This window comes from Polaromonas sp., from assembly GCF_012927455.1.
GTDB lineage: Bacteria > Pseudomonadota > Gammaproteobacteria > Burkholderiales > Burkholderiaceae_C > Polaromonas.
This window is the reverse complement of the sequence record NZ_JABBPE010000015.1, coordinates 215,997-236,505: the sequence shown is the minus strand read 5'-3', so window position 1 is coordinate 236,505 and position 20,509 is coordinate 215,997. Positions and strand designations below refer to the sequence as shown.

17 protein-coding genes are annotated in these 20,509 nt (G+C 59.1%); 3 read left to right on the top strand and 14 right to left on the bottom strand.

Features of this window, described 5'->3' with window-relative positions; genetic code table 11:
* Positions 1 to 11 precede the first annotated feature (11 nt).
* From HHJ18_RS13315 to folD, 3 genes are all read left to right on the top strand, one after another.
* Positions 12 to 2,576, top strand: a complete 2,565-nt coding sequence (locus HHJ18_RS13315) for a PAS domain S-box protein (protein WP_296916010.1) — start codon at positions 12 to 14, stop codon at positions 2,574 to 2,576.
* A gap of 48 nt (positions 2,577 to 2,624) precedes the next feature.
* Positions 2,625 to 3,251: a response regulator transcription factor gene (locus tag HHJ18_RS13310; RefSeq protein ID WP_296916008.1), complete on the top strand. Its 627-nt coding sequence runs from the start codon at positions 2,625 to 2,627 to the stop codon at positions 3,249 to 3,251.
* A 92-nt stretch (positions 3,252 to 3,343) separates the two neighbouring features.
* On the top strand, positions 3,344 to 4,216 hold the full coding sequence (gene folD, locus HHJ18_RS13305; RefSeq protein ID WP_296916006.1) for a bifunctional methylenetetrahydrofolate dehydrogenase/methenyltetrahydrofolate cyclohydrolase FolD: 873 nt from the start codon (positions 3,344 to 3,346) through the stop codon (positions 4,214 to 4,216).
* A gap of 10 nt (positions 4,217 to 4,226) precedes the next feature.
* Here the strand turns inward: folD and HHJ18_RS13300 are convergent, their stop codons facing one another.
* From HHJ18_RS13300 to ispC, 14 genes are all read right to left on the bottom strand, one after another.
* Positions 4,227 to 4,652, bottom strand: coding sequence for a DUF4149 domain-containing protein (locus HHJ18_RS13300; RefSeq protein ID WP_296916004.1), 426 nt, complete (start codon positions 4,650 to 4,652; stop codon positions 4,227 to 4,229).
* A 36-nt stretch (positions 4,653 to 4,688) separates the two neighbouring features.
* Positions 4,689 to 5,165 carry a transcription elongation factor GreA gene (gene greA, locus HHJ18_RS13295; protein ID WP_296916002.1) on the bottom strand — a complete coding sequence of 159 codons (477 nt, stop codon included), beginning with the start codon at positions 5,163 to 5,165 and terminating at the stop codon, positions 4,689 to 4,691.
* 144 nt (positions 5,166 to 5,309) lie between these two features.
* A complete protein-coding gene (gene carB, locus HHJ18_RS13290; RefSeq protein WP_296916001.1) occupies positions 5,310 to 8,540 on the bottom strand; it encodes a carbamoyl-phosphate synthase large subunit in 3,231 nt (1,076 codons plus the stop codon).
* An 81-nt stretch (positions 8,541 to 8,621) separates the two neighbouring features.
* Positions 8,622 to 9,815 (bottom strand): glutamine-hydrolyzing carbamoyl-phosphate synthase small subunit, encoded by a 1,194-nt coding sequence (carA, locus tag HHJ18_RS13285; protein WP_296916000.1) that lies wholly within the window; start codon positions 9,813 to 9,815, stop codon positions 8,622 to 8,624.
* 269 nt (positions 9,816 to 10,084) lie between these two features.
* Positions 10,085 to 10,876 carry an RNA methyltransferase gene (locus HHJ18_RS13280; RefSeq protein ID WP_296915999.1) on the bottom strand — a complete coding sequence of 264 codons (792 nt, stop codon included), beginning with the start codon at positions 10,874 to 10,876 and terminating at the stop codon, positions 10,085 to 10,087.
* The gene (gene rnhB, locus HHJ18_RS13275; RefSeq protein WP_296915997.1) at positions 10,873 to 11,490 is read right to left on the bottom strand and encodes a ribonuclease HII; all 618 of its coding nucleotides are present in this window, start codon (positions 11,488 to 11,490) and stop codon (positions 10,873 to 10,875) included. The genes HHJ18_RS13280 and rnhB overlap by 4 nt, the downstream gene beginning before the upstream one ends.
* Entirely contained in the window at positions 11,462 to 12,616 is a 1,155-nt protein-coding gene (gene lpxB / locus HHJ18_RS13270; protein ID WP_296916609.1) for a lipid-A-disaccharide synthase, read from the bottom strand. Before lpxB ends, rnhB begins: the two co-directional genes overlap by 29 nt.
* Positions 12,617 to 12,715: 99 nt before the next feature.
* A complete protein-coding gene (lpxA, locus tag HHJ18_RS13265; protein ID WP_296915996.1) occupies positions 12,716 to 13,534 on the bottom strand; it encodes an acyl-ACP--UDP-N-acetylglucosamine O-acyltransferase in 819 nt (272 codons plus the stop codon).
* A 25-nt stretch (positions 13,535 to 13,559) separates the two neighbouring features.
* Positions 13,560 to 14,000, bottom strand: coding sequence for a 3-hydroxyacyl-ACP dehydratase FabZ (fabZ, locus tag HHJ18_RS13260; protein WP_296915993.1), 441 nt, complete (start codon positions 13,998 to 14,000; stop codon positions 13,560 to 13,562).
* Entirely contained in the window at positions 13,997 to 15,052 is a 1,056-nt protein-coding gene (gene lpxD / locus HHJ18_RS13255) for a UDP-3-O-(3-hydroxymyristoyl)glucosamine N-acyltransferase (protein WP_296915991.1), read from the bottom strand. Before lpxD ends, fabZ begins: the two co-directional genes overlap by 4 nt.
* A gap of 47 nt (positions 15,053 to 15,099) precedes the next feature.
* Positions 15,100 to 15,606: an OmpH family outer membrane protein gene (locus HHJ18_RS13250; RefSeq protein ID WP_296915990.1), complete on the bottom strand. Its 507-nt coding sequence runs from the start codon at positions 15,604 to 15,606 to the stop codon at positions 15,100 to 15,102.
* Positions 15,606 to 17,903, bottom strand: coding sequence for an outer membrane protein assembly factor BamA (bamA, locus tag HHJ18_RS13245; protein WP_296915988.1), 2,298 nt, complete (start codon positions 17,901 to 17,903; stop codon positions 15,606 to 15,608). The genes HHJ18_RS13250 and bamA overlap by 1 nt, the downstream gene beginning before the upstream one ends.
* Before the next feature lie 13 nt (positions 17,904 to 17,916).
* Entirely contained in the window at positions 17,917 to 19,308 is a 1,392-nt protein-coding gene (gene rseP, locus HHJ18_RS13240; protein ID WP_296915986.1) for an RIP metalloprotease RseP, read from the bottom strand.
* Between the two features lies 1 nt (position 19,309).
* A complete protein-coding gene (ispC, locus tag HHJ18_RS13235) occupies positions 19,310 to 20,497 on the bottom strand; it encodes a 1-deoxy-D-xylulose-5-phosphate reductoisomerase (protein ID WP_296915984.1) in 1,188 nt (395 codons plus the stop codon).
* Between the last annotated feature and the right edge of the window lie 12 nt (positions 20,498 to 20,509).

Sequence of the window (20,509 nt, the reverse complement as noted above, 5' to 3'; positions counted from 1 at the left end):
AAGGTTCTTCTATGTCCACGCCAGCCCCTTTTACCCCCCCGCCGACCAGCCCCACGCCCCTGACTCTATGGCGCCGCTGGTGGGGCAAACAGTCGCCTTCCCGGCAAGACCGCTTCATTACATTGGGGCCCCTGTTGGCCGTGGTGCTGTTTCTGGCCGCTGTCATTGCGGCATTCGGCTACCTGCGCATTGAAGAGATTGACCGTGAGCAGCAAGCCGTCAAGCGCGATGTGGAGTACGCGCAGCAGCGCCTACGCTTGCGCCTGCTGGAGCGGCAAGAGCAGCTTATGCGGATTGGCCGGGATGTCTCCAACAAAGAGGTCAACTCGGAGGGCTTCATTCTTCAGGCCGAGGCCTTGGTCAATCAGTACCCGGAGCTGATGGCAGTGAGCTGGGTCGACAGCAGGCGGCGCATACGGGTCACCTACGTATCGCCCAGCGCGCATGCCAGCCAGATACGTGCCAAGGGCGACCTACTTAAGGTGGGCGAGACCGACGGCACCTATGACCTGGCGCGGGAACTGCGCCAGCCCGTTTATTCCCGCCCGCTGGTGACCAAAGAGGCCAGCGGCTACAACGCCCCGACACTGCAATTGCAGGTGCCGCTCGATGACCAGGGAAAATTCGCCGGCGTCATCATGGGTGAGTTCTCTATCGACGGCCTGCTGCGTTTTGGCGTGCCGACCGAAGTCACTGCCAAATATGCGGTGACGCTGATCGATGACAAAAACCAAGTGTTGGCAGGCAACCTGCCGCCACCGCGCAACCGCGCAGCCCACCTGCTGCCCTGGTCAAGCAATGCCGCCGAGTACGAGATCCCGGTTTCCCCGGTGGGCAATGGCTTGCTGATACGCGCCGAAGGCTACCGCGCATCGCTGGGCGTGGTGGGCAGCGGCTTTTTCTGGCTGGTCAGCGCCCTGAGCGCACTCACCGTCTGGATGCTGCTGGGCACTTGGCGTCACACGCGCCGCCGGGTGCAGGCCCAGCAGGCCCTGATCTCCGAGACCAATTTTCGCCGCGCGATGGAAAACTCCATGCTGACCGGCATGCGCGCACTTGACTTGCTAGGGCGCATCACCTATGTCAACCCGGCCTTCTGCCAGATGACCGGCCTGACGGAAGCCGAGCTGGTGGGCTGTACCCCGCCCTTCCCCCATTGGCCCGAGTCGGAGTTTGAGACCATGAAGGCGCGGCTGGATGACGAACTGCACGGCAGAACACCGCCGGGCGGCTTCGAGATCCGGGTCAAGCGCAAGAACGGCCAGCTCTTTGACGCCCGCATGTATGTGTCGCCGCTGATTGATCCGCGCGGGCGGCAAACTGGCTGGATGACGTCGATGACCGACATCACCGAGCCCAAACGCATTCGGGAAGAGTTGTCCGCTTCCTATGAACGTTTCACGACGGTGCTGGAGGGCCTGGATGCGGCGGTTTCCGTCGCGCCGCTCGGCAGCGTTGAGCTGCTGTTTGCCAATCGGCTGTACCGCTCCTGGTTTGCCGGCGATGCGGACGGCCATATGAACCTGATTGCCCAGGCGGGCGTGCCAAGCACCGCGCCTACCGACGATGCCCTCGACGCAGTGGACGGTCTGGCCGGTCTTCCCACCGACGGGCTGACCGCGGCCCAGTCGGAGAACGCCGAGATTTTCGTGCCCGAACTGGGCAAATGGCTGGAAGTGCGTTCGCGCTATCTCACTTGGGTGGACGGCCGCCTGGCGCAGATGGTGATTGCCACCGACATTACGCCGCGCCGGCATGCCGAGGAACAAGCGGCCCAACAAAACGAACGCGCCCAGACGGCAAGCCGCCTTATCACCATGGGCGAAATGGCGTCCAGCGTGGCCCACGAACTGAACCAGCCGCTGACGGCCATCAACAACTATTGCAATGGCATGGTGTCGCGCATCAAGAGCCAGCAAATCAGCAACGAAGACCTGCTGGTGGCACTAGAAAAAACCGCCAGGCAGGCGCATCGTGCCGGGCAGATCATCCAGCGCATTCGCGCGTTTGTAAAACGCAGCGAGCCCAACCGCACGCCGGCCGATGTGGCCACCCTGGTCAGCAACGCCATGGAGCTGGCCGACATTGAACTCAAGCGCCATCATGTGCGGCTGAGCCACTACATCGCAGCCCGGCTGCCCCAAATCATGGTGGACCCTATCCTGATCGAGCAGGTGCTCATCAATCTGATGAAAAATGCGGCTGAATCGATCGCCCACGCGCACCTGCCCACAGCCCGCCGCAGTGTGGAACTGCGCGTGGTTCCCAAACAGATGGAAGGCCAGAACGTGGTGGAGTTTTCGGTGCTTGACACCGGGCACGGCCTGTCGCCGGAGGTCATGCCGCGGCTATACGAAGCGTTTTATTCGACCAAGGCCGAGGGCATGGGCATTGGCCTGAAATTGTGTCGCAGCATTGTCGAGTCGCACCAGGGCAGGATGGACGCCGGGAACCTCTACAATGGCGACGAGGTGGTGGGGTGCCGTTTCACCTTTTGGATTCCCGTGACACCCCTTATTTCATCAGCGCCGGCTGCTACTGATAACGTAGCAATCAAGGACGCTGGCGTGCACTGAAACAACCCCAAAAAGTTGGCTGAAAAAGTTTACGAAGAAAGTATTGACATGAGCTTGATTCCAAAAAAAGGTACTGTCTACGTTGTGGATGACGACGAAGGCGTGCGCGACTCGCTGCAATGGTTGCTGGAGGGCAAGGATTACCGGGTGCGCTGTTACGACTCGGCCGAGACCTTTCTGAGCCGCTACGATGCACGCGAAGTGGCCTGCCTGATCGTCGACATCCGCATGGGCGGAATGACCGGCCTGGAGTTGCAGGACCGTCTGGTCGAACGAAAGTCACCGCTGCCTATCGTCTTCATCACCGGCCACGGCGACGTGCCCATGGCCGTGAACACCATGAAAAAAGGTGCCATGGATTTCATTCAGAAACCGTTTCAGGAAGAGGCGCTGATCAACTTGGTCGAACGCATGCTGGAGCAGGCCAAGGAAGCCTTCGCAGGCCACCAGCAGGCTGCCAGCCGGGACGCACTGCTGTCCAAACTGACCTCGCGCGAAGCGCAGGTGCTGGAGCGCATCGTGGCGGGCCGCCTGAACAAGCAGATCGCCGACGACCTCGGCATCAGCATCAAAACCGTGGAAGCCCACCGCGCCAACATCATGGAAAAGCTCAACGCCAACACCGTGGCCGATTTGCTGAAAATTGCGCTGGGCTCCAGCAGCCCCAAAGCCTGAGCCCCGCCCGACCTTGAGTTGCTATTTTTTTGATAGCTGCTCGCGCCCGCTGGTCATGCACTTGCGGGCTTTTTTACTTGGAAAACCAAAAAATGACGGCTCAACTCATCGACGGCAACGCCCTCTCCAAACAACTGCGCGCCGAAGTGGCCCAGCGCGCTGCTGCGCTGCGCGGGCGCGGCGTCACGCCAGGCCTGGCGGTCATCATGGTGGGTGAAAATCCCGCCAGCCAGGTCTATGTACGCAACAAGGTCAAGGCCTGCGAAGACAGCGGCCTGTATTCGGTGCTGGAGAAATACCCGGCTACTTTGCCGGAAGCTGAACTGCTGGCACGGGTGGGTGAGCTGAATCAGGACCCAAGCATTCACGGCATTCTGGTTCAACTCCCGCTACCGCCGCATATTGACGCGCACAAAGTGATTGAGGCGATTTCACCGGCCAAGGACGTTGACGGTTTTCACGTCGCCAGCGCCGGCGCGCTTATGGTCGGCCAGCCCGGGTTCTGGCCCTGCACGCCGTACGGCTGCATGAAGATGCTGGAGAGCCTCAACGGTGGCAAGGGCTACGAGCTGCGCGGCAAACATGCCGTGGTCATAGGCCGCAGCAACATCGTGGGCAAACCGATGGCGCTGATGCTGCTGCAAAAAAATGCCACCGTGACGATCTGCCACAGCGCCACTGCAAATCTCAAAGCCATGACGCTGCAGGCCGACGTGATCGTGGCCGCCGTTGGCAAGCAAGGCGTGCTAACCGCCGACATGGTCAAACCGGGCGCGGTGGTGATCGACGTCGGTATGAACCGCATTGCGGCAGGTGAGCCGGGCGAAGGCAAACTTTGTGGCGATGTGGATTTTGAAGGTGTCAGGCAGGTTGCCGGCTACATCACACCGGTACCCGGCGGCGTCGGCCCCATGACCATCACCATGCTGCTGGTCAATACGCTGCAGGCGGCAGAGCGCAGCTGAGAATGCTCAATCAGGCAGGCGGCGGAAAGCTGCGTGACCTGCGCGCCAAACGCCACAGGGTGAAGCCGGCGCACAACCACTGGCCGAAATACATGGCGCTGCCAAGGCCGTGCCAGAGCCTGAGGTTGCCACCTTCCGCCCGCACGCTGACGATGCGCGGCGCCACTCCAAACTCAACCAGCAAGGCCAGCAGCAACCCGGCCACTATGAATTTCATAGCTGTAGCCGCATAGGGCGCAAGGGTTGGATCGTCTTTTTTATTGAAAGCCAGCAACATCGACATGGCGCAGGCGACGCTGAGCCAGGTTTGCGCGGTAAAGAGTTTGGCGGCCATGGCGCCAGCCGTAGCGGGGTTGCCCAGATGCTTGAACAGCAGGGGCACCACGACGAAGCCCAGTCCGGTCAGGCTGCCCCACCAGAGGGCTGCCGCCATCATTGCAAGACTCTGACGCAGCGGCAGGCGCATTAGATCTCAGATATAGCTGACGGTCACAATCTCGTAGCGTTTGATGCCGCCCGGTGCCTGCACCTCGGCGGTATCGCCTTCGTCCTTGCCAATCAGGGCGCGGGCAATCGGCGAGCCGATGTTCACCAGCCCGAGTTTGATGTCGGCTTCGTCTTCCCCCACGATCTGGTAGGTCACGGAGTCGCCGGTGGCTTCGTCTTCGAGCTTGACGGTAGAGCCGAATACCACCCGGGTGCCGGCCTCCAGCGCCGAAGGGTCAATGATCTGGGCGGCCGACAGCTTGCCTTCAATTTCCTGGATGCGGCCTTCAATAAAACCCTGGCGGTCCTTGGCGACCTCGTATTCGGCGTTCTCGCTCAAATCGCCCTGCGCACGCGCTTCGGAAATCGAGTTGATGACCCAGGGCCGGTCAACGGTTTTAAGCTGATGTAATTCGGCCTTGAGCTTTTCTGAACCGCGCTTGGTAATCGGAATGGTTGCCATGTTTTTTGCTCCTGCAAAAGCGAAACCGCCACCAGCTAGCTGGCGGCGGCGTATTAAATCTTAAATATCTGCTCAAGTTTAATGCAAATACGGCGGTCAATCGCCCCACTTATCAAACTGTCACATTAACCCAATCAACCTGATTTAACCCAATTGGGCATGGAGTTCCTGCACAGAATAGACGGTCAGATTGTCCAGGTATTTCATGCCCTGCACCGCAGCTTCCGCACCGGCAATGGTGGTGTAGGTGGTGACGCGGGCCAGCAGCGCCGAAGTGCGTATCTCGCGCGAATCGGCTATCGCATTGCGCCGCTCTTCCACTGTATTGATCACCAGTGCAATTTCGTGATTTTTAATCATGTCCACCACGTGCGGCCGGCCTTCAGTGACCTTGTTGACCACACCACAGGCAATGCCTGCAGCCTGAATCACCGCCGCCGTTCCCTTGGTAGCCACCAACTCGAATTTGGCGGCCGCCAGGGCACGCGCGACCTCCACGGCACGCGGCTTGTCATTGTTCTTGACCGTCAGGAAGACTTTTCCGGAGGTCGGCAGTTTGGTGCCAGCGCCCAGTTGCGACTTCACAAAAGCCTCACCGAATGTCTTGCCTACGCCCATGACTTCACCGGTCGATTTCATCTCGGGGCCAAGAATGGTGTCCACGCCCGGAAATTTCACGAAGGGGAAAACGGCCTCCTTGACGCTGAAATAAGGTGGCGTAACTTCACGGATGATGCCCTGCGAGGCGAGCGACTGGCCGACCATGCAGCGTGCCGCCACCTTGGCCAGTTGAATGCCGGTGGCCTTGCTGACAAAAGGCACGGTACGCGAGGCGCGCGGATTGACCTCCAACACGTAAATCACGTCCTTGCCATCGATACACTGAATCGCGAACTGCACGTTCATGAGGCCAACCACATTCAGGGCCTGCGCCATGGCGGCAGTCTGGCGCTTGATTTCGGTCACCGTTTCAGCGCTCAGCGAATACGGCGGCAAAGAACAAGCCGAGTCGCCGCTGTGAACGCCGGCCTGCTCGATGTGTTCCATCACGCCGCCGATGAAAGTCTTGCCTTCCGAATCGCGGATGCAATCCACGTCGCACTCGATAGCATCGTTCAGAAAGCGATCCAGCAGCACCGGCGAGTCATGGCTGACCTTAACGGCTTCACGCATGTAACGCTCCAGGTCGCGTTGCTCGTGAACGATCTCCATGGCGCGGCCACCCAGCACGTAGCTGGGGCGCACCACCAGCGGATAACCAAGTGCCGCGGCTTTTTCCAGCGCTTCGGGCTCGGTACGCGCCGTGGCATTCGGCGGCTGGCGCAGTTTCAACGCGTGCAGCAGCTTCTGGAAGCGCTCACGGTCTTCGGCGGCGTCAATCATGTCGGGCGAGGTGCCAATGATGGGCACGCCATTGGCTTCCAGATCCAGCGCCAGCTTCAAAGGTGTTTGTCCGCCGTACTGGACGATGACACCCAGCGGCTTCTCCTTGTCGACGATCTCCAGCACGTCTTCGAGCGTCAGCGGCTCAAAATACAGACGATCGCTGGTGTCGTAGTCGGTTGAAACCGTCTCGGGGTTGCAGTTGACCATGATGGTCTCGTAACCGTCTTCGCGCAACGCCATCGCCGCGTGAACGCAGCAGTAGTCAAATTCGATACCCTGGCCAATGCGATTCGGACCACCGCCCAGCACCATGATTTTTTTCTTGTCGGTAGGCGCCGCTTCGCACTCGCTGCCCTCAGCCTCGTAGGTCGAATACAGGTAGGCGGTGTTGGTCGAAAACTCGGCGGCGCAGGTGTCCACGCGCTTGTATACGGGGCGCACACCCAACGCCATGCGCTTTTCACGAATCGCGGTGTCCGTTGTTTTGAGCTGTTTGGCCAGGCGGCGGTCGGAAAAGCCTTTTTGTTTGAGCGCGCGTAGCGTGACGGCATCAATCTTGTCGAGCGATGTGGTTTCCAGTTCGAGTTCAATCTTGACGATCTGCTCGATCTGAACCAGAAACCAGCGATCAATTTTCGTTAGCGCAAACACCTCTTCGACGGTGAGACCCATGGCAAAAGCATCACCGACATACCAGATTCGGTCAGGGCCGGGAGCGCCCAGCTCTTTTTCGAGCACTTCGCGGTCCTGGGTTTTTTCGTTCATGCCATCGACGCCGACTTCCAGCCCGCGCAGGGCTTTCTGGAATGATTCCTGAAAGGTGCGGCCCATCGCCATGACTTCGCCGACCGACTTCATTTGCGTCGTCAAACGTGAATCGGCGGTCGGAAATTTTTCAAACGCAAAACGTGGAATCTTCGTGACCACGTAGTCGATACTGGGCTCAAAACTGGTGGGCGTGGCGCCGCCGGTAATCTCATTGCGCAGCTCGTCGAGCGTGTAACCCACGGCCAGCTTGGCGGCGACCTTGGCAATCGGGAAACCGGTGGCCTTGGATGCCAGAGCCGAGGAACGCGACACGCGCGGATTCATCTCGATCACGACCATGCGGCCGTCTTCAGGATTGATGGAGAACTGCACGTTGGAGCCGCCGGTATCCACGCCGATTTCGCGCAGCACCGCCAGCGAGGCATTGCGCAGGATCTGGTATTCCTTGTCCGAGAGCGTCTGTGCCGGCGCCACCGTGATGGAGTCGCCGGTGTGCACGCCCATCGGGTCGAGGTTTTCGATCGAACAGACAATGATGCAGTTGTCCGCCGTGTCGCGTACCACTTCCATCTCATACTCTTTCCAGCCCAGCAGCGACTCCTCGATCAGCAGCTCGCTGGTCGGCGAGGCCTCAAGGCCGCGCTTGCAGATGGTTTCGAACTCTTCCGGGTTGTAAGCGATGCCGCCACCGGTTCCGCCGAGCGTAAAGCTGGGGCGAATCACGGTTGGAAAGCCGACGGTTTTCTGCACGACCCAGGCCTCTTCCATGGTGTGCGCAATGCCCGAACGCGCCGAACCAAGACCGATCTTGGTCATCGCGTCCTTAAACTTCAGACGGTCTTCGGCCTTGTCAATGGCTTCGGGCTTGGCGCCGATCAGCTCGACGTCGTACTTGTCGAGCACGCCGTTACGCCACAAGTCCAGCGCGCAATTGAGCGCAGTCTGGCCGCCCATGGTCGGGAGAATTGCATCCGGGCGTTCCTTGGCGATGATTTTTTCCACCGTCTGCCAGGTGATGGGCTCGATGTAGGTGACGTCGGCGGTTGCCGGGTCGGTCATGATCGTGGCCGGGTTGCTGTTGATCAAAATGACCTTGTAACCCTCTTCGCGCAGCGCCTTGCAAGCCTGCACGCCGGAATAGTCGAACTCGCAGGCCTGGCCGATGATGATCGGGCCGGCGCCAATGATGAGAACCGATTTGATGTCTGTGCGCTTAGGCATTCTTGCTCCCGCAGGACCGCACCAAGGCAGCAAAAGCCCCTTCGCGGGGAAGTGAAACGGCGTAGCCGCGAACGTGGGGGGTCATAATTTTTGCTCCGCGGCCTGTTCCATCAGCGCTGTAAAGCGATCGAACAGATATGAAATATCGTGGGGGCCGGGCGACGCTTCAGGATGGCCCTGAAAGCAGAACGCCGGCTTGTCGATGCGGGCCAGCCCCTGCAGCGTACCGTCAAAAAGGCTGATGTGCGTTGGCCGAAGGTTGGCCGGCAGCGTTTTTTCATCCACTGCAAAGCCGTGGTTCTGGCTGGTGATGCTGACTCGGCCGCTGTCCAGATCTTTGACCGGATGGTTGGCGCCGTGGTGGCCAAACTTCATCTTGAAGGTTTTGGCGCCGCCTGCCAATGCCATGATCTGATGCCCCAGGCAGATGCCGAAAGTCGGGATGCCGGTTTCAATTAGCTCGCGAACAGCGTCAATCGCGTAGTCGCAAGCTTGTGGATCACCCGGGCCGTTGGCCAGGAAAATACCGTCGGGTTGCAGTTTGAGCACGTCGGCAGCAGGAGTCTGCGCCGGCACCACGGTAATGCGCGCGCCGCGCTCGGCAATCATGCGCAAAATATTCTTCTTCACGCCAAAGTCAAACGCGACGACATGAAAGCGAGGAGTGATCTGCACGCCGTAACCCGGCTTGCCATTGCTGCTGAGCAGCTTCCACTCGGTCTGGTTCCATTCGTAGGTCTGCTTGGCAGAAACTACTTTGGCCAAGTCCATTCCGTCCATGCTGGGAGCGTCTTTGGCAGTTGCAACCGCCTTGGCTATCGCCGACTTACCCACAGCCTCACCGGGCGCAAGGGCCACAATGCAGCCGTTTTGTGCGCCGCGAATTCGCAGGTGACGCGTCAATTGACGGGTATCAATCCCGGCGATGGCCACGATGTTTTCCTTCACCAAATACTCGGCCAGGGTCATGGACGCGCGGAAGTTGGATGCCAACAGCGGCAGATCCTTGATGATCAGGCCGGCGGCATGGACTTTTTCAGCCTCGACGTCTTCAACATTGACGCCGTAGTTGCCGATGTGGGGATAGGTGAGCGTGACAATCTGCTGGCAATAGCTGGGATCCGTGAGGATTTCCTGGTAGCCGGTCATGGCAGTGTTGAACACCACCTCGCCGATCGTGGAGCCCGCAGCTCCAATCGAATTGCCGATAAAGACCGTGCCGTCTGCGAGCGCCAGTATGGCGGGAGGAGTATTTCCCTTTAGAGACAAAAGCACTGGGTTCTCCGAATGGGTTACGGTTCGCCCAAGCGTGCGCAAGAAATGTCTCTATCGAGACCTTTGCAGGCTGCTATTGTGAGGGATTTGGCTTTGTCTGCGCTTGGGCGAAGCTGTGTTTTGAAAAGCCACTGATTATATAACGCCCCCAACCTGTGCTCACCGCGTGGGGCTCTCTGCCCCCAGGAAGGCTGGACTTGCTTGGACCGGCCCTGCGCTGCGGCCGCTGGTGCCCACTCTTTACCTTTCTCTCACAGGCTGAGAAGCTTTCAAATTCGTTGCCGGACCAGCGCGCTCGCATACAGGCAAATAGCCGCAGCGGCAGCCACGTTCAGCGATTCCTCACCGCCGGGCTGGTCTATGCGAACCTTCAGGCGAGCCCTGGCTATCAGTTCGTCACTGACGCCCTGCCCTTCATGGCCCATGGCCCAGGCGCAGGGCATGGGAATCGGCTGTTGGTGCAAAAAGCTGCCGTGGTGCGAACTGGTGACCACAATCGGCACTGTCAATGCTGCCAGGGCCTCGGGCTCAACACCTTCAACCAGCTGCAGGGCAAAATGCGCGCCCATGCCGGCGCGCAGCACCTTGGGTGACCACAGCGCGGCCGTTCCCTTGAGGGCAATGATCTGGCTGAAACCGAATGCCGACGCACTGCGCAAAATGGAGCCGACATTTCCGGCATCCTGCACGCGGTCCAGGATGACTGAAGCCACACCAAGCTGCAGGGGGCGCACCGAGGGCAGTTCCATCACAAAACCCATGTGCGCGGGCGACTCCAGGCTGCTGATCTCCGGCAGCAGTGCATCCGCAATTACTATGTTTTTGATAGCTGCTTGCGCCCATTGCGTATGGGCTAGAGGCCAAAAAGACTCCGAAAACACGGCCAGTACCGGTTTGCAGCCCCGTGCCAGCGCGGCGCGGCACAAATGATCGCCTTCCAACCACACACGGCCCTGCTTGCGGTAGGCCGTGCTGTCTTTGGAGGACTTGCGCAACTCTTTGATGAGCGGGTTGTCACGCGAAGCAACATGCGTGACGGGCACGGAAAAACCGGCGGTCACTTCAGCACCTTTGCAACCGGTGCAAAAGATTTGCGATGCTGAGGACAGGCGCCGTGCTCCTGCAAGGCGATCAAATGTGCGACGGTGCCATAGCCTTTGTGGCCGGCAAAACCATATAGCGGGTATTCCAGGTGGTAGTCGGCACACCAGCGATCGCGGTAAACCTTGGCCAGGATCGAGGCGGCAGAGATGCAGGGCACCAGCGCGTCGCCCTTGACAATGGCTTCGGCCAGAACCACCAGTGTCGGCAGGCGGTTGCCGTCAACCAGCACCTTGTTGGGCTTGAGCCGCAGACCTTCCACCGCCCGTTTCATCGCCAGCATGGTGGCCTGCAAGATGTTCAAGGCGTCAATTTCTTCGGCCGTTGCCAGCGCAATCGAGCAGCACAACGCTTTGGCGCGAATTTCGTCGTAAAGCTTTTCACGCCGCAAGGCCGTCAATTTTTTGGAATCGGCCAATCCCTTGATGGGGTTCAGGTCGTCAAGAATGACGGCGGCCGCCACCACCGGCCCTGCCAATGGCCCGCGCCCGGCCTCGTCGACACCCGCTATCAACCCCGGGATGTACCAGGACAAGGGGGTTTGCTCAGCCTTCAAGAATTTGCTGGATCGCATCGGTGGCCAATTGGGAAGTATCGCGCCGCAGTTCGGCATGCAACTGGGTGAAGCGCTGTTCAACAGCCGCTATTTTGTCGGGCGCCGCCGATTTTGCGTCAACCCACTGCAGTAACGCAGTGGCCAGCGCCTCGGGCGTAGCCGCACCCTGCAGCAGTTCGGGCACGACAAAATCCTTGCAAAGAATATTGGGCAGTCCAACCCAGGGCTGCAGTTTTTTGCGCCGCATGATCTGCCACGACAACCAGTTCATGTTGTAAGCGATCACCATGGGGCGCTTGAACAAGGCGGCCTCCAGCGTAGCGGTGCCGCTGGCGATCAGCGTAACGTCGCAGGCTGCCAGGGCGGTGTGCGACTGCCCTTCAAGAATTTGCAGGCCAGATTCTGAACCAGCTGCAAAGCCGGCCTCCCCGGCCAGCCGCTCAATCTGTTGTTTCAACAAAGGCACTGCGGGCACTATGAATTTGATAGCTGGCCGCGCCCGTTTTACAAGGGCTGCAGCCCGAAAAAACCGACTGGCCAGGTACTGGATTTCAGATAGACGGCTGCCCGGCAAAATGGCAATGACGGTATCTTCATCGCGCAGGCCTAGCTTGCGTCTGGCGCCGGCCCGGTCGGGCTGCAGCGCAATCACGCTGGCCAGCGGATGCCCGACATAAGTTGCGGAAATCCCGTGGGCAGCCAGCAAGGCGGGTTCAAACGGAAAAATGCACAGCACGCGGTCCACGCTGCGCCTGATTTTATCGACCCGGTCGGCACGCCAGGCCCAGATGGAAGGGCTGACAAAATGAACGGTTTTGATGCCGTCGGCCTTCAACGCGGCTTCAAGATCGAAGTTGAAGTCTGGGGCATCCACGCCGATAAACACATCGGGACGCTGGCCAGGCTCGTTAAGCAGGCGCTTTTTCAGTTGCGCGCGTATGCCGACGATTTCACGGTAACGACGAAGCACATCCAGGCCATAGCCGTGCACCGCCAGCTTGTCGCTGGGCCACCAGGCCTGAAACCCCCGGCTCGCCATCTGCGGCCCGCCTATGCCGCTGCACGTCAATGCAGGCCAGCGCGCTTTCAGGCCATCAAGCAGCAAACCCGCAAGCAAATCACCTGAAGTTTCGCCGGCGACCATGGCTATGCGCGGAGCGTTATTCAAGGTTTGCCTTGTGACGGCGGTCCCGGCAGCCTCTATACCGGCCGGCAGAGGGCCAGGCGCAAGTAACATGGGCGCTTAGCGGACGATACCGCGCTGCGGCGCGGTTTGCTGCAAAAAAGAGAGCATCATCTGCACGTCGGGCACGGACTCCGGGTATTTTTCAGGCAGCTCGGCAATGCGCAGCCGGGCCTGGTCCAGCGTGAGATCTTCGCGGTAAAGCGCCTTGTGCATAGCCTTGACGGCGGCAATCCGCTCGGGCGAAAAGCCGCGGCGCCGCAGCCCTTCAAAATTCATCGAACGCGCCTCGGCCGGCTGGCCCTGCGACATCACGAAGGGCGGCAGATCAGCAAACAGCAGAGAGCACATGGCCGTCATGCTGTGCGCGCCCAGTCGCACAAACTGGTGCACTACCGTGAACCCACCCAAAATGACCCAGTCACCCACATGCACATGACCGGCCAGCTGGGTGTTGTTGGCAAAAATGGTGTGGTCACCGACCAGGCAGTCATGCGCCAGATGCACGTAAGCCATGATCCAGTTGTCATCGCCGACACGGGTGACGCCAAGGCCGCCAGGCGACCCAATGTTGAAGGTGCAAAACTCGCGAACGGTGTTGCGGTCGCCAAGGACCAGTTCGCAGGGCTCGCCGGCGTATTTTTTGTCTTGTGGAATCGCCCCCAGCGAGTTGAACTGGAAAATCTGGTTGTCGCGGCCTAGGGTGGTGTGGCCTTCAATGACGCAGTGGGCACCGATGGTGGTGCCCGCCCCCACCCTGACGTGGGGCCCAATTACGCTGTACGGTCCGACGCTGACCGAGCTGTCGAGCTGGGCCGCGGGATCGACCAGCGCGGTGGCGTGAATGCGCGGCGCGGCGGTTGGCAGTTTCGTGTTCAAGTGCAAGCTCAAATGCGGGACGGCTTCAGGCAAGAGTGCGCATCGTGCACATCAGTTCGGCCTCGCAAGCAAGGGCCTCGCCGACGCGCGTCACGCCTTTGAACTTGAAGATGCCGGACTTCATGCGCTCCAGCGTCACGTCCATGATCAGCTGGTCACCAGGCTCTACAGGCCGCTTGAAGCGCGCGCCATCGATACCGGCAAAGTAGTACACGGTTTTCTCGCTGGGACTGACGCCCAGCGTGTCAAAAGCCAGCAAAGCCGCAGCCTGCGCCATGGCCTCCAGCATCAGCACGCCCGGCATTACCGGGTGATGGGGAAAATGCCCACTAAAAAAGGGTTCATTGATCGAGACGTTTTTTAGCGCCTTGATGCGCTTGCCCTTTTCGAGTTCCAGCACACGGTCGACCAGCAAGAACGGGTAACGATGCGGTAGCTGTTTGAGAATTTCGTGAATGTCCATCATGATTTATCTTGAAGATGCGAGAGAGCCTTTTCGGCCTGTTTGAGTCTGTCACGCAAAGCGTGAAGCTGCTTGAGCGTTACCGCATTTTTTTCCCAAGCGGTATTGTCGTCTATGGGAAAGAAGCCGGTGTAGTGCCCCGGCTTCAAAATGGAGCGCGTCACCACAGACGCAGCAGAAACATGCACATGATCGGCCAGCTGCAAATGGCCCAGCACCACGGCGCCGCCACCCACCGTGCAATGCGCGCCCAGCGTTGCGCTACCCGCCACACCAGCACAACCTGCCAGTGCCGTATGTTTGCCGATACGCACGTTATGGCCAATCTGCACCAGGTTATCGAGCTTGACGCCGTCTTCCAGCACGGTGTCTTGCAAAGCGCCGCGGTCAATGCAACTGTTTGCGCCGATTTCCACGTCATTGCCGATTCGCACCCCGCCGAGTTGCTCGATCTTGATCCACTGGCCCTCATGCAGCGCGAAGCCGAAACCATCTGCACCAATCACCGCGCCGGGATGGATGATGCAACGCTCGCCAATGCTGCACCCGTCTGCCACGGTGACCCGCGCTGACAGGCGGCTGTCCGCGCCAATACACACGTGTTGGCCGATCACGCAATGCTCGGCAATACGCGCGCCCGCAGCGATCTTGGTCCCCGCGCCAATACAGGCAAACGCACCTATGGCAACGCCGGGCGCCAACGTGGCATTGGAGTCGATAAAAGCACTGGGATGGATGGTTGGCGCTGCCAGCGGATCATGCCGCCGTTTCCACAGTTGCGTAATCAGGGCAAAGTAATGGTAGGGATCGTCCACCACGATGCAGACACCACGCTTCTGGGCCGCTTCACGCGCACTGGGGCCAACCACCACGCAGGCGGCCGCAGACTGCGCAAGTTGGCCAAGATACTTGGGGTGACTGAGGAAACTCAGATCGTGGGGGCCAGCGGCCTCCAGTGTGGACAGGCGTTCAATCACGACGTCCGGGTGACCCAGCAGTTCAGCATCGGCGTTGCCGGCCAGGGACTGCAGAATGTCGACGAGGCGCAACGTCATACGGCGCCTTCGATGTTGCTGACCGCGCGGCCGATGAACACCCGCAATTAACGGGCGGCGTTCAGCGCCTTGATCACCTTGTCGGTGATGTCATGCTTGGGATTTACATAGACCGATTCCTGCAGGATCAAGTCGTATTTTTCAGCTTCAGCCAGGGTCTTGACGACTTTGTTGGCGCGCTCAATGACTTGCTGGAGCTCTTCGTTTTTACGCGTGCTCAAGTCTTCCTGAAATTCGCGTCGCTTAGTCTGGAAAGTGCGATCCTGGTCGACCAGTTGCCGCTGCCGCACGGTACGCTGGCTTTCCGCCAGGGTCGGCGCCTCGCGCTCGAATTTCTCGGACAGTGTCTTCAACTGTGCCGAGATATCGTTCAGCTCCTTTTCGCGCTTGCTGAACTCCTGCTCCAGTTTGGTCTGGGCGGCCTTGGCAGAGTTGGCTTCACGGAAAATCCGGTCGAGATTGACAACGCCGACCTTAAACTCCTGCGCACCAGCGGAGAAACCCGCCAGGGCGATGGCAAGAGTAAGGGCAATTTTGCTTGAAAAGTGTTTCATTAGAAAGATGTACCAATTTGGAATTGCAAACGCTCTATTTTATCGCCTGCTTGTTTGCGTAGGGGCACCGCATAGGCAATACGAAGAGGTCCAACGGGCGAAATCCAGCTGATGCCCAGGCCGGTAGAAGCTCTAAGGCCGTCCGGACCATTCAAACGATAAGTATCTTTAAAGACATTGCCCGCGTCGACAAAGCCGTAGACGCGCAGCGTTCGGTCATTTCCGGCGCCCGGAAAAGGTGCGACCAGCTCGGCGTTGAGCGTGAGCTTCTTGGGGCCTCCGGTCGACAGCTCGGAGGAATCCTTGGGACCAAGAGAGCCCTGTTGAAATCCGCGAACTGACCCCAAACCGCCCGAATAGTAATTCTTGAACAGCGGGTAGGGCTGACCCTTCAGGCCTTTACCCCAGCCCAACTCCCCATTCAAGGCGATCGTAAACTGCTTATTCAGTGGTATGTATTGCTGGATCTGGTAATTGGCGCGCACAAACCGGATATCACCTGCAATTCCCCAGTCGCCATAGACACGCTGAAAGCGCCCCGAGGTCGGCACAATCGCACTGTCTCTGCTGTCGCGCGACCAGCCGACGGTCAGGGGAATGGAATTGCTCCGGTCGCCGAAGGTATTAGCGTAGTCCGCGTAGCTGGTAGGAAGGTTGGTGCCCCGGACGATTGTCAAGGACTCGTAGCCAGTACCAAAATACACCGTGTCGGTTTCGGTAAACGGAACGCCGAAACGGATACTGGCGCCCCGCGTTTTGAGGGCATAGTCACCGCCTTGGCCAGACAAGGGCTTGGACGTCCGGTCGTACACATCGATGGAGCGGGAAATCCCATCGGCCGTGAAATAAGGATCTATCGTATTCAAGACAAGCTGACGATTGGACCGGCTGGTGTTGAGTTCAATGCCGAGGTAGTTACCCGAGCCGAAAACGTTCTCCTGTTTGATGCCGAAGAGTACGGAAACACTGTCAGCACTGGAATAACCCGCGCCTAATTGCAAATTTCCAGTGGGCTTCTCAGCCACGTTCACGGTCACGTCGACCTGATCGGCTGTCCCGGTCACCTCCTGCGTCTCGACATTCACATCGGTAAAAAATCCCAAGCGGTCAACGCGATCACGCGACAGACGAATCTTGTCGCCGTCATACCAGGATGATTCGAACTGGCGGAACTCGCGTCGTACGACCTCGTCGCGCGTTCTGTTGTTGCCTGCCACATTGATGCGCCGCACGTAGGCGCGGCGCGAGGGCTCTGCCTGCATCACGAAAGCCACCCGGTTGTTGACCCGATCAATTTCGGGTGTCGCCTCGACCTTGGCAAAGGCATAGCCAAAGGTACCGAAGTAGTCGGTGAAGGCCTTGCTTGTTTCAGCGACTGCATCGGCGTTATAAGGCTCGCCGGCCTTGATGGTCACAAGGGACTTGAATTCTTCTTCCTTGCCCAAGTAGTTGCCTTCAAGCTTGATGCCCGACACCACGAAGCGCTCTCCTTCGGTGATGTTGACGGTGATCGCGATGCTTTGCTTGTCGGGAGAGATCGCGACTTGGGTTGAATCGATCTTGAACTCAAGGTAACCGCGCGCGAGATAATAGGAGCGAAGTGTCTCGATATCCGCATTGAGTTTGGTCCGGGAGTAGCGGTCAGACTTGGTGTAGAAGCTCAACCAGCCGCCGGTGTCGAGATCAAACAGGCCAAGCAATCTGGACTCGCTGAAGGCCTTGTTGCCGGTGATGTGAATTTCCTTGATTTTGGCCACATCACCTTCAACGACGCTGAAAGTAAGGTTGACGCGATTGCGCTCAATCGGGGTGACGGTGGTGACTACCTCGACACCGTACAGGCTCTTGTTAATGTACTGGCGCTTGAGCTCCTGCTCGGCCTTGTCGGCCAGCGCCTTGTCAAAGGGCTGACCGTCGGCGATACCGGCCTCGCGAAGCGCTTTCTTGAGAACTTCCTTGTCGAATTCCTTGGTCCCGAGAAAATCCACCTCGGCCACGGTGGGTCGTTCTTCAACAATCACTACCAGCACGTCGCCGCTGACTTCAAGCCGCACATCTTTGAACAAGCCCAATCCGAACAGCGCACGAATAGCCGTCGAACCTTTGTCGTCGTTGTAGGTTTCACCGACACGAAAAGGAAGCGAGGCAAAAATCGTTCCGGGCTCGACACGTTGCAAGCCCTCAACCCGAATATCCCGGACTGTGAAGGGATCAACGGCCCAGGCGGAGTGGGCTAAAAACAAACTGGCGATGGCGCAGACTGCACGAACTTTGAATCGAGTTAATTGTTTTTGCATGAAAGGAAAAGAGTTAGCCGAAAAGCCGGGTGATATCGTTAAACAGGGCGATAGACATCATGCCCAGCAAGATTGCAACGCCACCACGCTGCAACCGGTCCATCCACGCGTCAGACACGCTTCGGCCAGTGATTGCTTCCCAAAGATAATACATCAGGTGCCCACCGTCCAAAACCGGCAGCGGCAGCAAGTTGAGCACGCCAAGACTGACACTAATCAAGGCCAAAAACAGCAGGTAGGCACTCCATCCCAGGCTGGCCGACTTGCCGGCGTAGTCCGCGATGGTGAGTGGCCCGCTCAGATTTTTAAGAGAGGCTTCGCCGATCACCATCTTCCCCATCATTCGGAGCGTGAGAAGGGAGACTTCCCAGGTGCGAACGGCCCCCTGCCATAAACCATCCACCGGCCCGTAGCGTACCGTCACAAATTCTGGTGGTGCTCCTACATAAGCGCCTATTCGGGAAACAGTAGCCCCACCCTCCTGCTTGAGTTCAGGGCTCACCTGCAGCATCAGGGGCTGGCCGTTACGCAATACTTGCCAGCGCTGCGGCCCATTGGCTGCAGTGCCGTTCTTGCCAACCGCCGCGGCCCGCGCCGCACCACCAAAACCACGTATTACTTCGCGCAACTGCTGCCCATCAACAATGTAGGTGTCGCCCACGCGCTGGACCAGATCCCCCGCTCGCAGCCCGGATTTATCGGCGGCGCCACCGACCATAACCTCACCAATTACCGGCTGGGTCCATGGGCCCACGATGCCAATTTTTCGAAACAATTGGGCGTCCGCGTCGGTGGCTCCCAGCTTGCTCAATTCGAGCTGCACCGTCCGCCGGGCGTTCGCATCAGCGCCTACTTGCAGCAGCACGTCGCGCCCATTCAGCGCGCCCTGCGTAAGCCGCCAGCGAAGGTCTTCAAAAGAACGTACTTCTTGCAGTTCATCGCCCTCAAAGGCCGCCTGCTGAACGATTTCCTGGCCGCGCAGGCCGGCTCGCTCTGCGATGGAGCCCGCCACTGGACTAGCCAGAACCGCCCGGGGTTCCTGCATGCCGATCCAGTTGACCAGGGCATAGATCAGCACTGCCAATAGCAGATTGGCCGCGGGACCAGCCGCCACGACCGCGACGCGCGACTTGAGCGGCTGCGTGTTAAAAGCCAGGTGGCGCTCGGCCGGATCGACAGGCGCTTCGCGCTCATCGAGCATTTTGACGTAGCCGCCCAGCGGTAGCATGCCGATGGAAAATTCCGTGGGCTTGTTCTTGAGCCGCCAGCTGTAGATCGGCTTGCCAAATCCAATGGAAAATTTCAGGACCTTGATACCGCACGCAACCGCAACCCGGTAATGACCATACTCATGTACCGCGATCAGGATGGCTAGCGTTACAACAAAAGAAATCAGTGTCAGCATTTCAGGCTTCCAGACGTTCAATTATTTGACAGGCAACGCGGCGTGCCCGCGCATCCAGCGCCAGCAAACCCTCGATATCGTTGACTTCAGAGAGCGCCACGGCATCTAAAGTTGCATCATTTACATCATGAATATGGTCAAACCGAATTCGCTTGTTTAGAAAGGCGGCTACTGCCATCTCGTTGGCCGCATTAAGCACTGCCGTGCTGCCCACAGGTGCATTCAACACCTTCCAGGCCAGCGGCAAGCCAGGGAAAAGCTTGTCATCAGGCACCTCAAAGGTCATGGTGGCCAAAGCGGTAAAGTCCAGTGCCTTGGCGCCTGAAGTGATGCGATCCGGCCATGCCAGGCCGTAGGCGATGGGAACCCGCATATCGGGCGTTCCCAGTTGTGCTACTACGGAAGTATCGCGGTACTGCACCATCGAGTGAATGATGCTTTGGGGGTGGATGACCACCTCGATTTGCTGCGGCGTCAAACCGAACAGGTATTTGGCTTCAATGACCTCCAAGGCCTTGTTCATCATGGTGGCCGAGTCGACCGAAATCTTGCGGCCCATGACCCAGTTCGGATGCGCGCAGGCCTCGTCGGGGGTGACATGCCGCAGGCTGGCTGGCTGGCGCGTGCGAAACGGACCGCCCGACGCGGTCAGGATGATCTTTTCAACGCGTTGCGGCCAGCTTGCTGGATCTTCCGGCAATGACTGGAAAATGGCCGAATGCTCACTGTCAATGGGCAGCAGCTTGGCGCCGCCCGCGCGCACCGCTTGCATGAACACGTCGCCACCAACTACCAGCGCTTCCTTGTTGGCCAGCAACAGACGCTTGCCTGCCTTGGCGGCGGCCATGCAAGGCGCCAGCCCGGCAGCACCCACAATGGCGGCCATCACGGTGTCCACGAGCTCGTGAGACGCTATCATTTCAAGAGCACCTGGCGCCCACAGTACCTGGACCGACAGCCCATTAGCCTTGATTTTTTCAGCCAGCAGGCGGGCCGGCGGCTCGCTCACCATCACGGCATAGGTAGGCTTGAACTGTTCGCACTGTGCCAGCAACAACTCGACCTGGGTCGCCGCGCTCAGCGCAAACACCTCAAATCGTTCGAGGTGGCAGGCGATGACGTCCAGGGTATTGACGCCTACAGAGCCGGTAGAGCCCAGAACCGTGACGCGCTGCTTTTTGAATGTCATGAAGTAAGCGTA

Bases quoted from the DNA above. Each gene is read 5' to 3' on its own strand.
- HHJ18_RS13315 (WP_296916010.1), top strand. From the start codon at position 12: ATGTCCACGCCAGCCCCTTTTACCCCCCCGCCGACCAGCCCCACGCCC.
- HHJ18_RS13310 (WP_296916008.1), top strand. From the start codon at position 2,625: ATGAGCTTGATTCCAAAAAAAGGTACTGTCTACGTTGTGGATGACGAC.
- folD (WP_296916006.1), top strand. From the start codon at position 3,344: ATGACGGCTCAACTCATCGACGGCAACGCCCTCTCCAAACAACTGCGC.
- HHJ18_RS13300 (WP_296916004.1), bottom strand. From the start codon at position 4,652: ATGATGGCGGCAGCCCTCTGGTGGGGCAGCCTGACCGGACTGGGCTTC.
- greA (WP_296916002.1), bottom strand. From the start codon at position 5,165: ATGGCAACCATTCCGATTACCAAGCGCGGTTCAGAAAAGCTCAAGGCC.
- carB (WP_296916001.1), bottom strand. From the start codon at position 8,540: ATGCCTAAGCGCACAGACATCAAATCGGTTCTCATCATTGGCGCCGGC.
- rnhB (WP_296915997.1), bottom strand. From the start codon at position 11,490: ATGCGATCCAGCAAATTCTTGAAGGCTGAGCAAACCCCCTTGTCCTGG.
- lpxB (WP_296916609.1), bottom strand. From the start codon at position 12,616: ATGGTCGCCGGCGAAACTTCAGGTGATTTGCTTGCGGGTTTGCTGCTT.
- fabZ (WP_296915993.1), bottom strand. From the start codon at position 14,000: ATGATGGACATTCACGAAATTCTCAAACAGCTACCGCATCGTTACCCG.
- lpxD (WP_296915991.1), bottom strand. From the start codon at position 15,052: ATGACGTTGCGCCTCGTCGACATTCTGCAGTCCCTGGCCGGCAACGCC.
- HHJ18_RS13250 (WP_296915990.1), bottom strand. From the start codon at position 15,606: ATGAAACACTTTTCAAGCAAAATTGCCCTTACTCTTGCCATCGCCCTG.
- bamA (WP_296915988.1), bottom strand. From the start codon at position 17,903: ATGCAAAAACAATTAACTCGATTCAAAGTTCGTGCAGTCTGCGCCATC.
- rseP (WP_296915986.1), bottom strand. From the start codon at position 19,308: ATGCTGACACTGATTTCTTTTGTTGTAACGCTAGCCATCCTGATCGCG.
- ispC (WP_296915984.1), bottom strand. From the start codon at position 20,497: ATGACATTCAAAAAGCAGCGCGTCACGGTTCTGGGCTCTACCGGCTCT.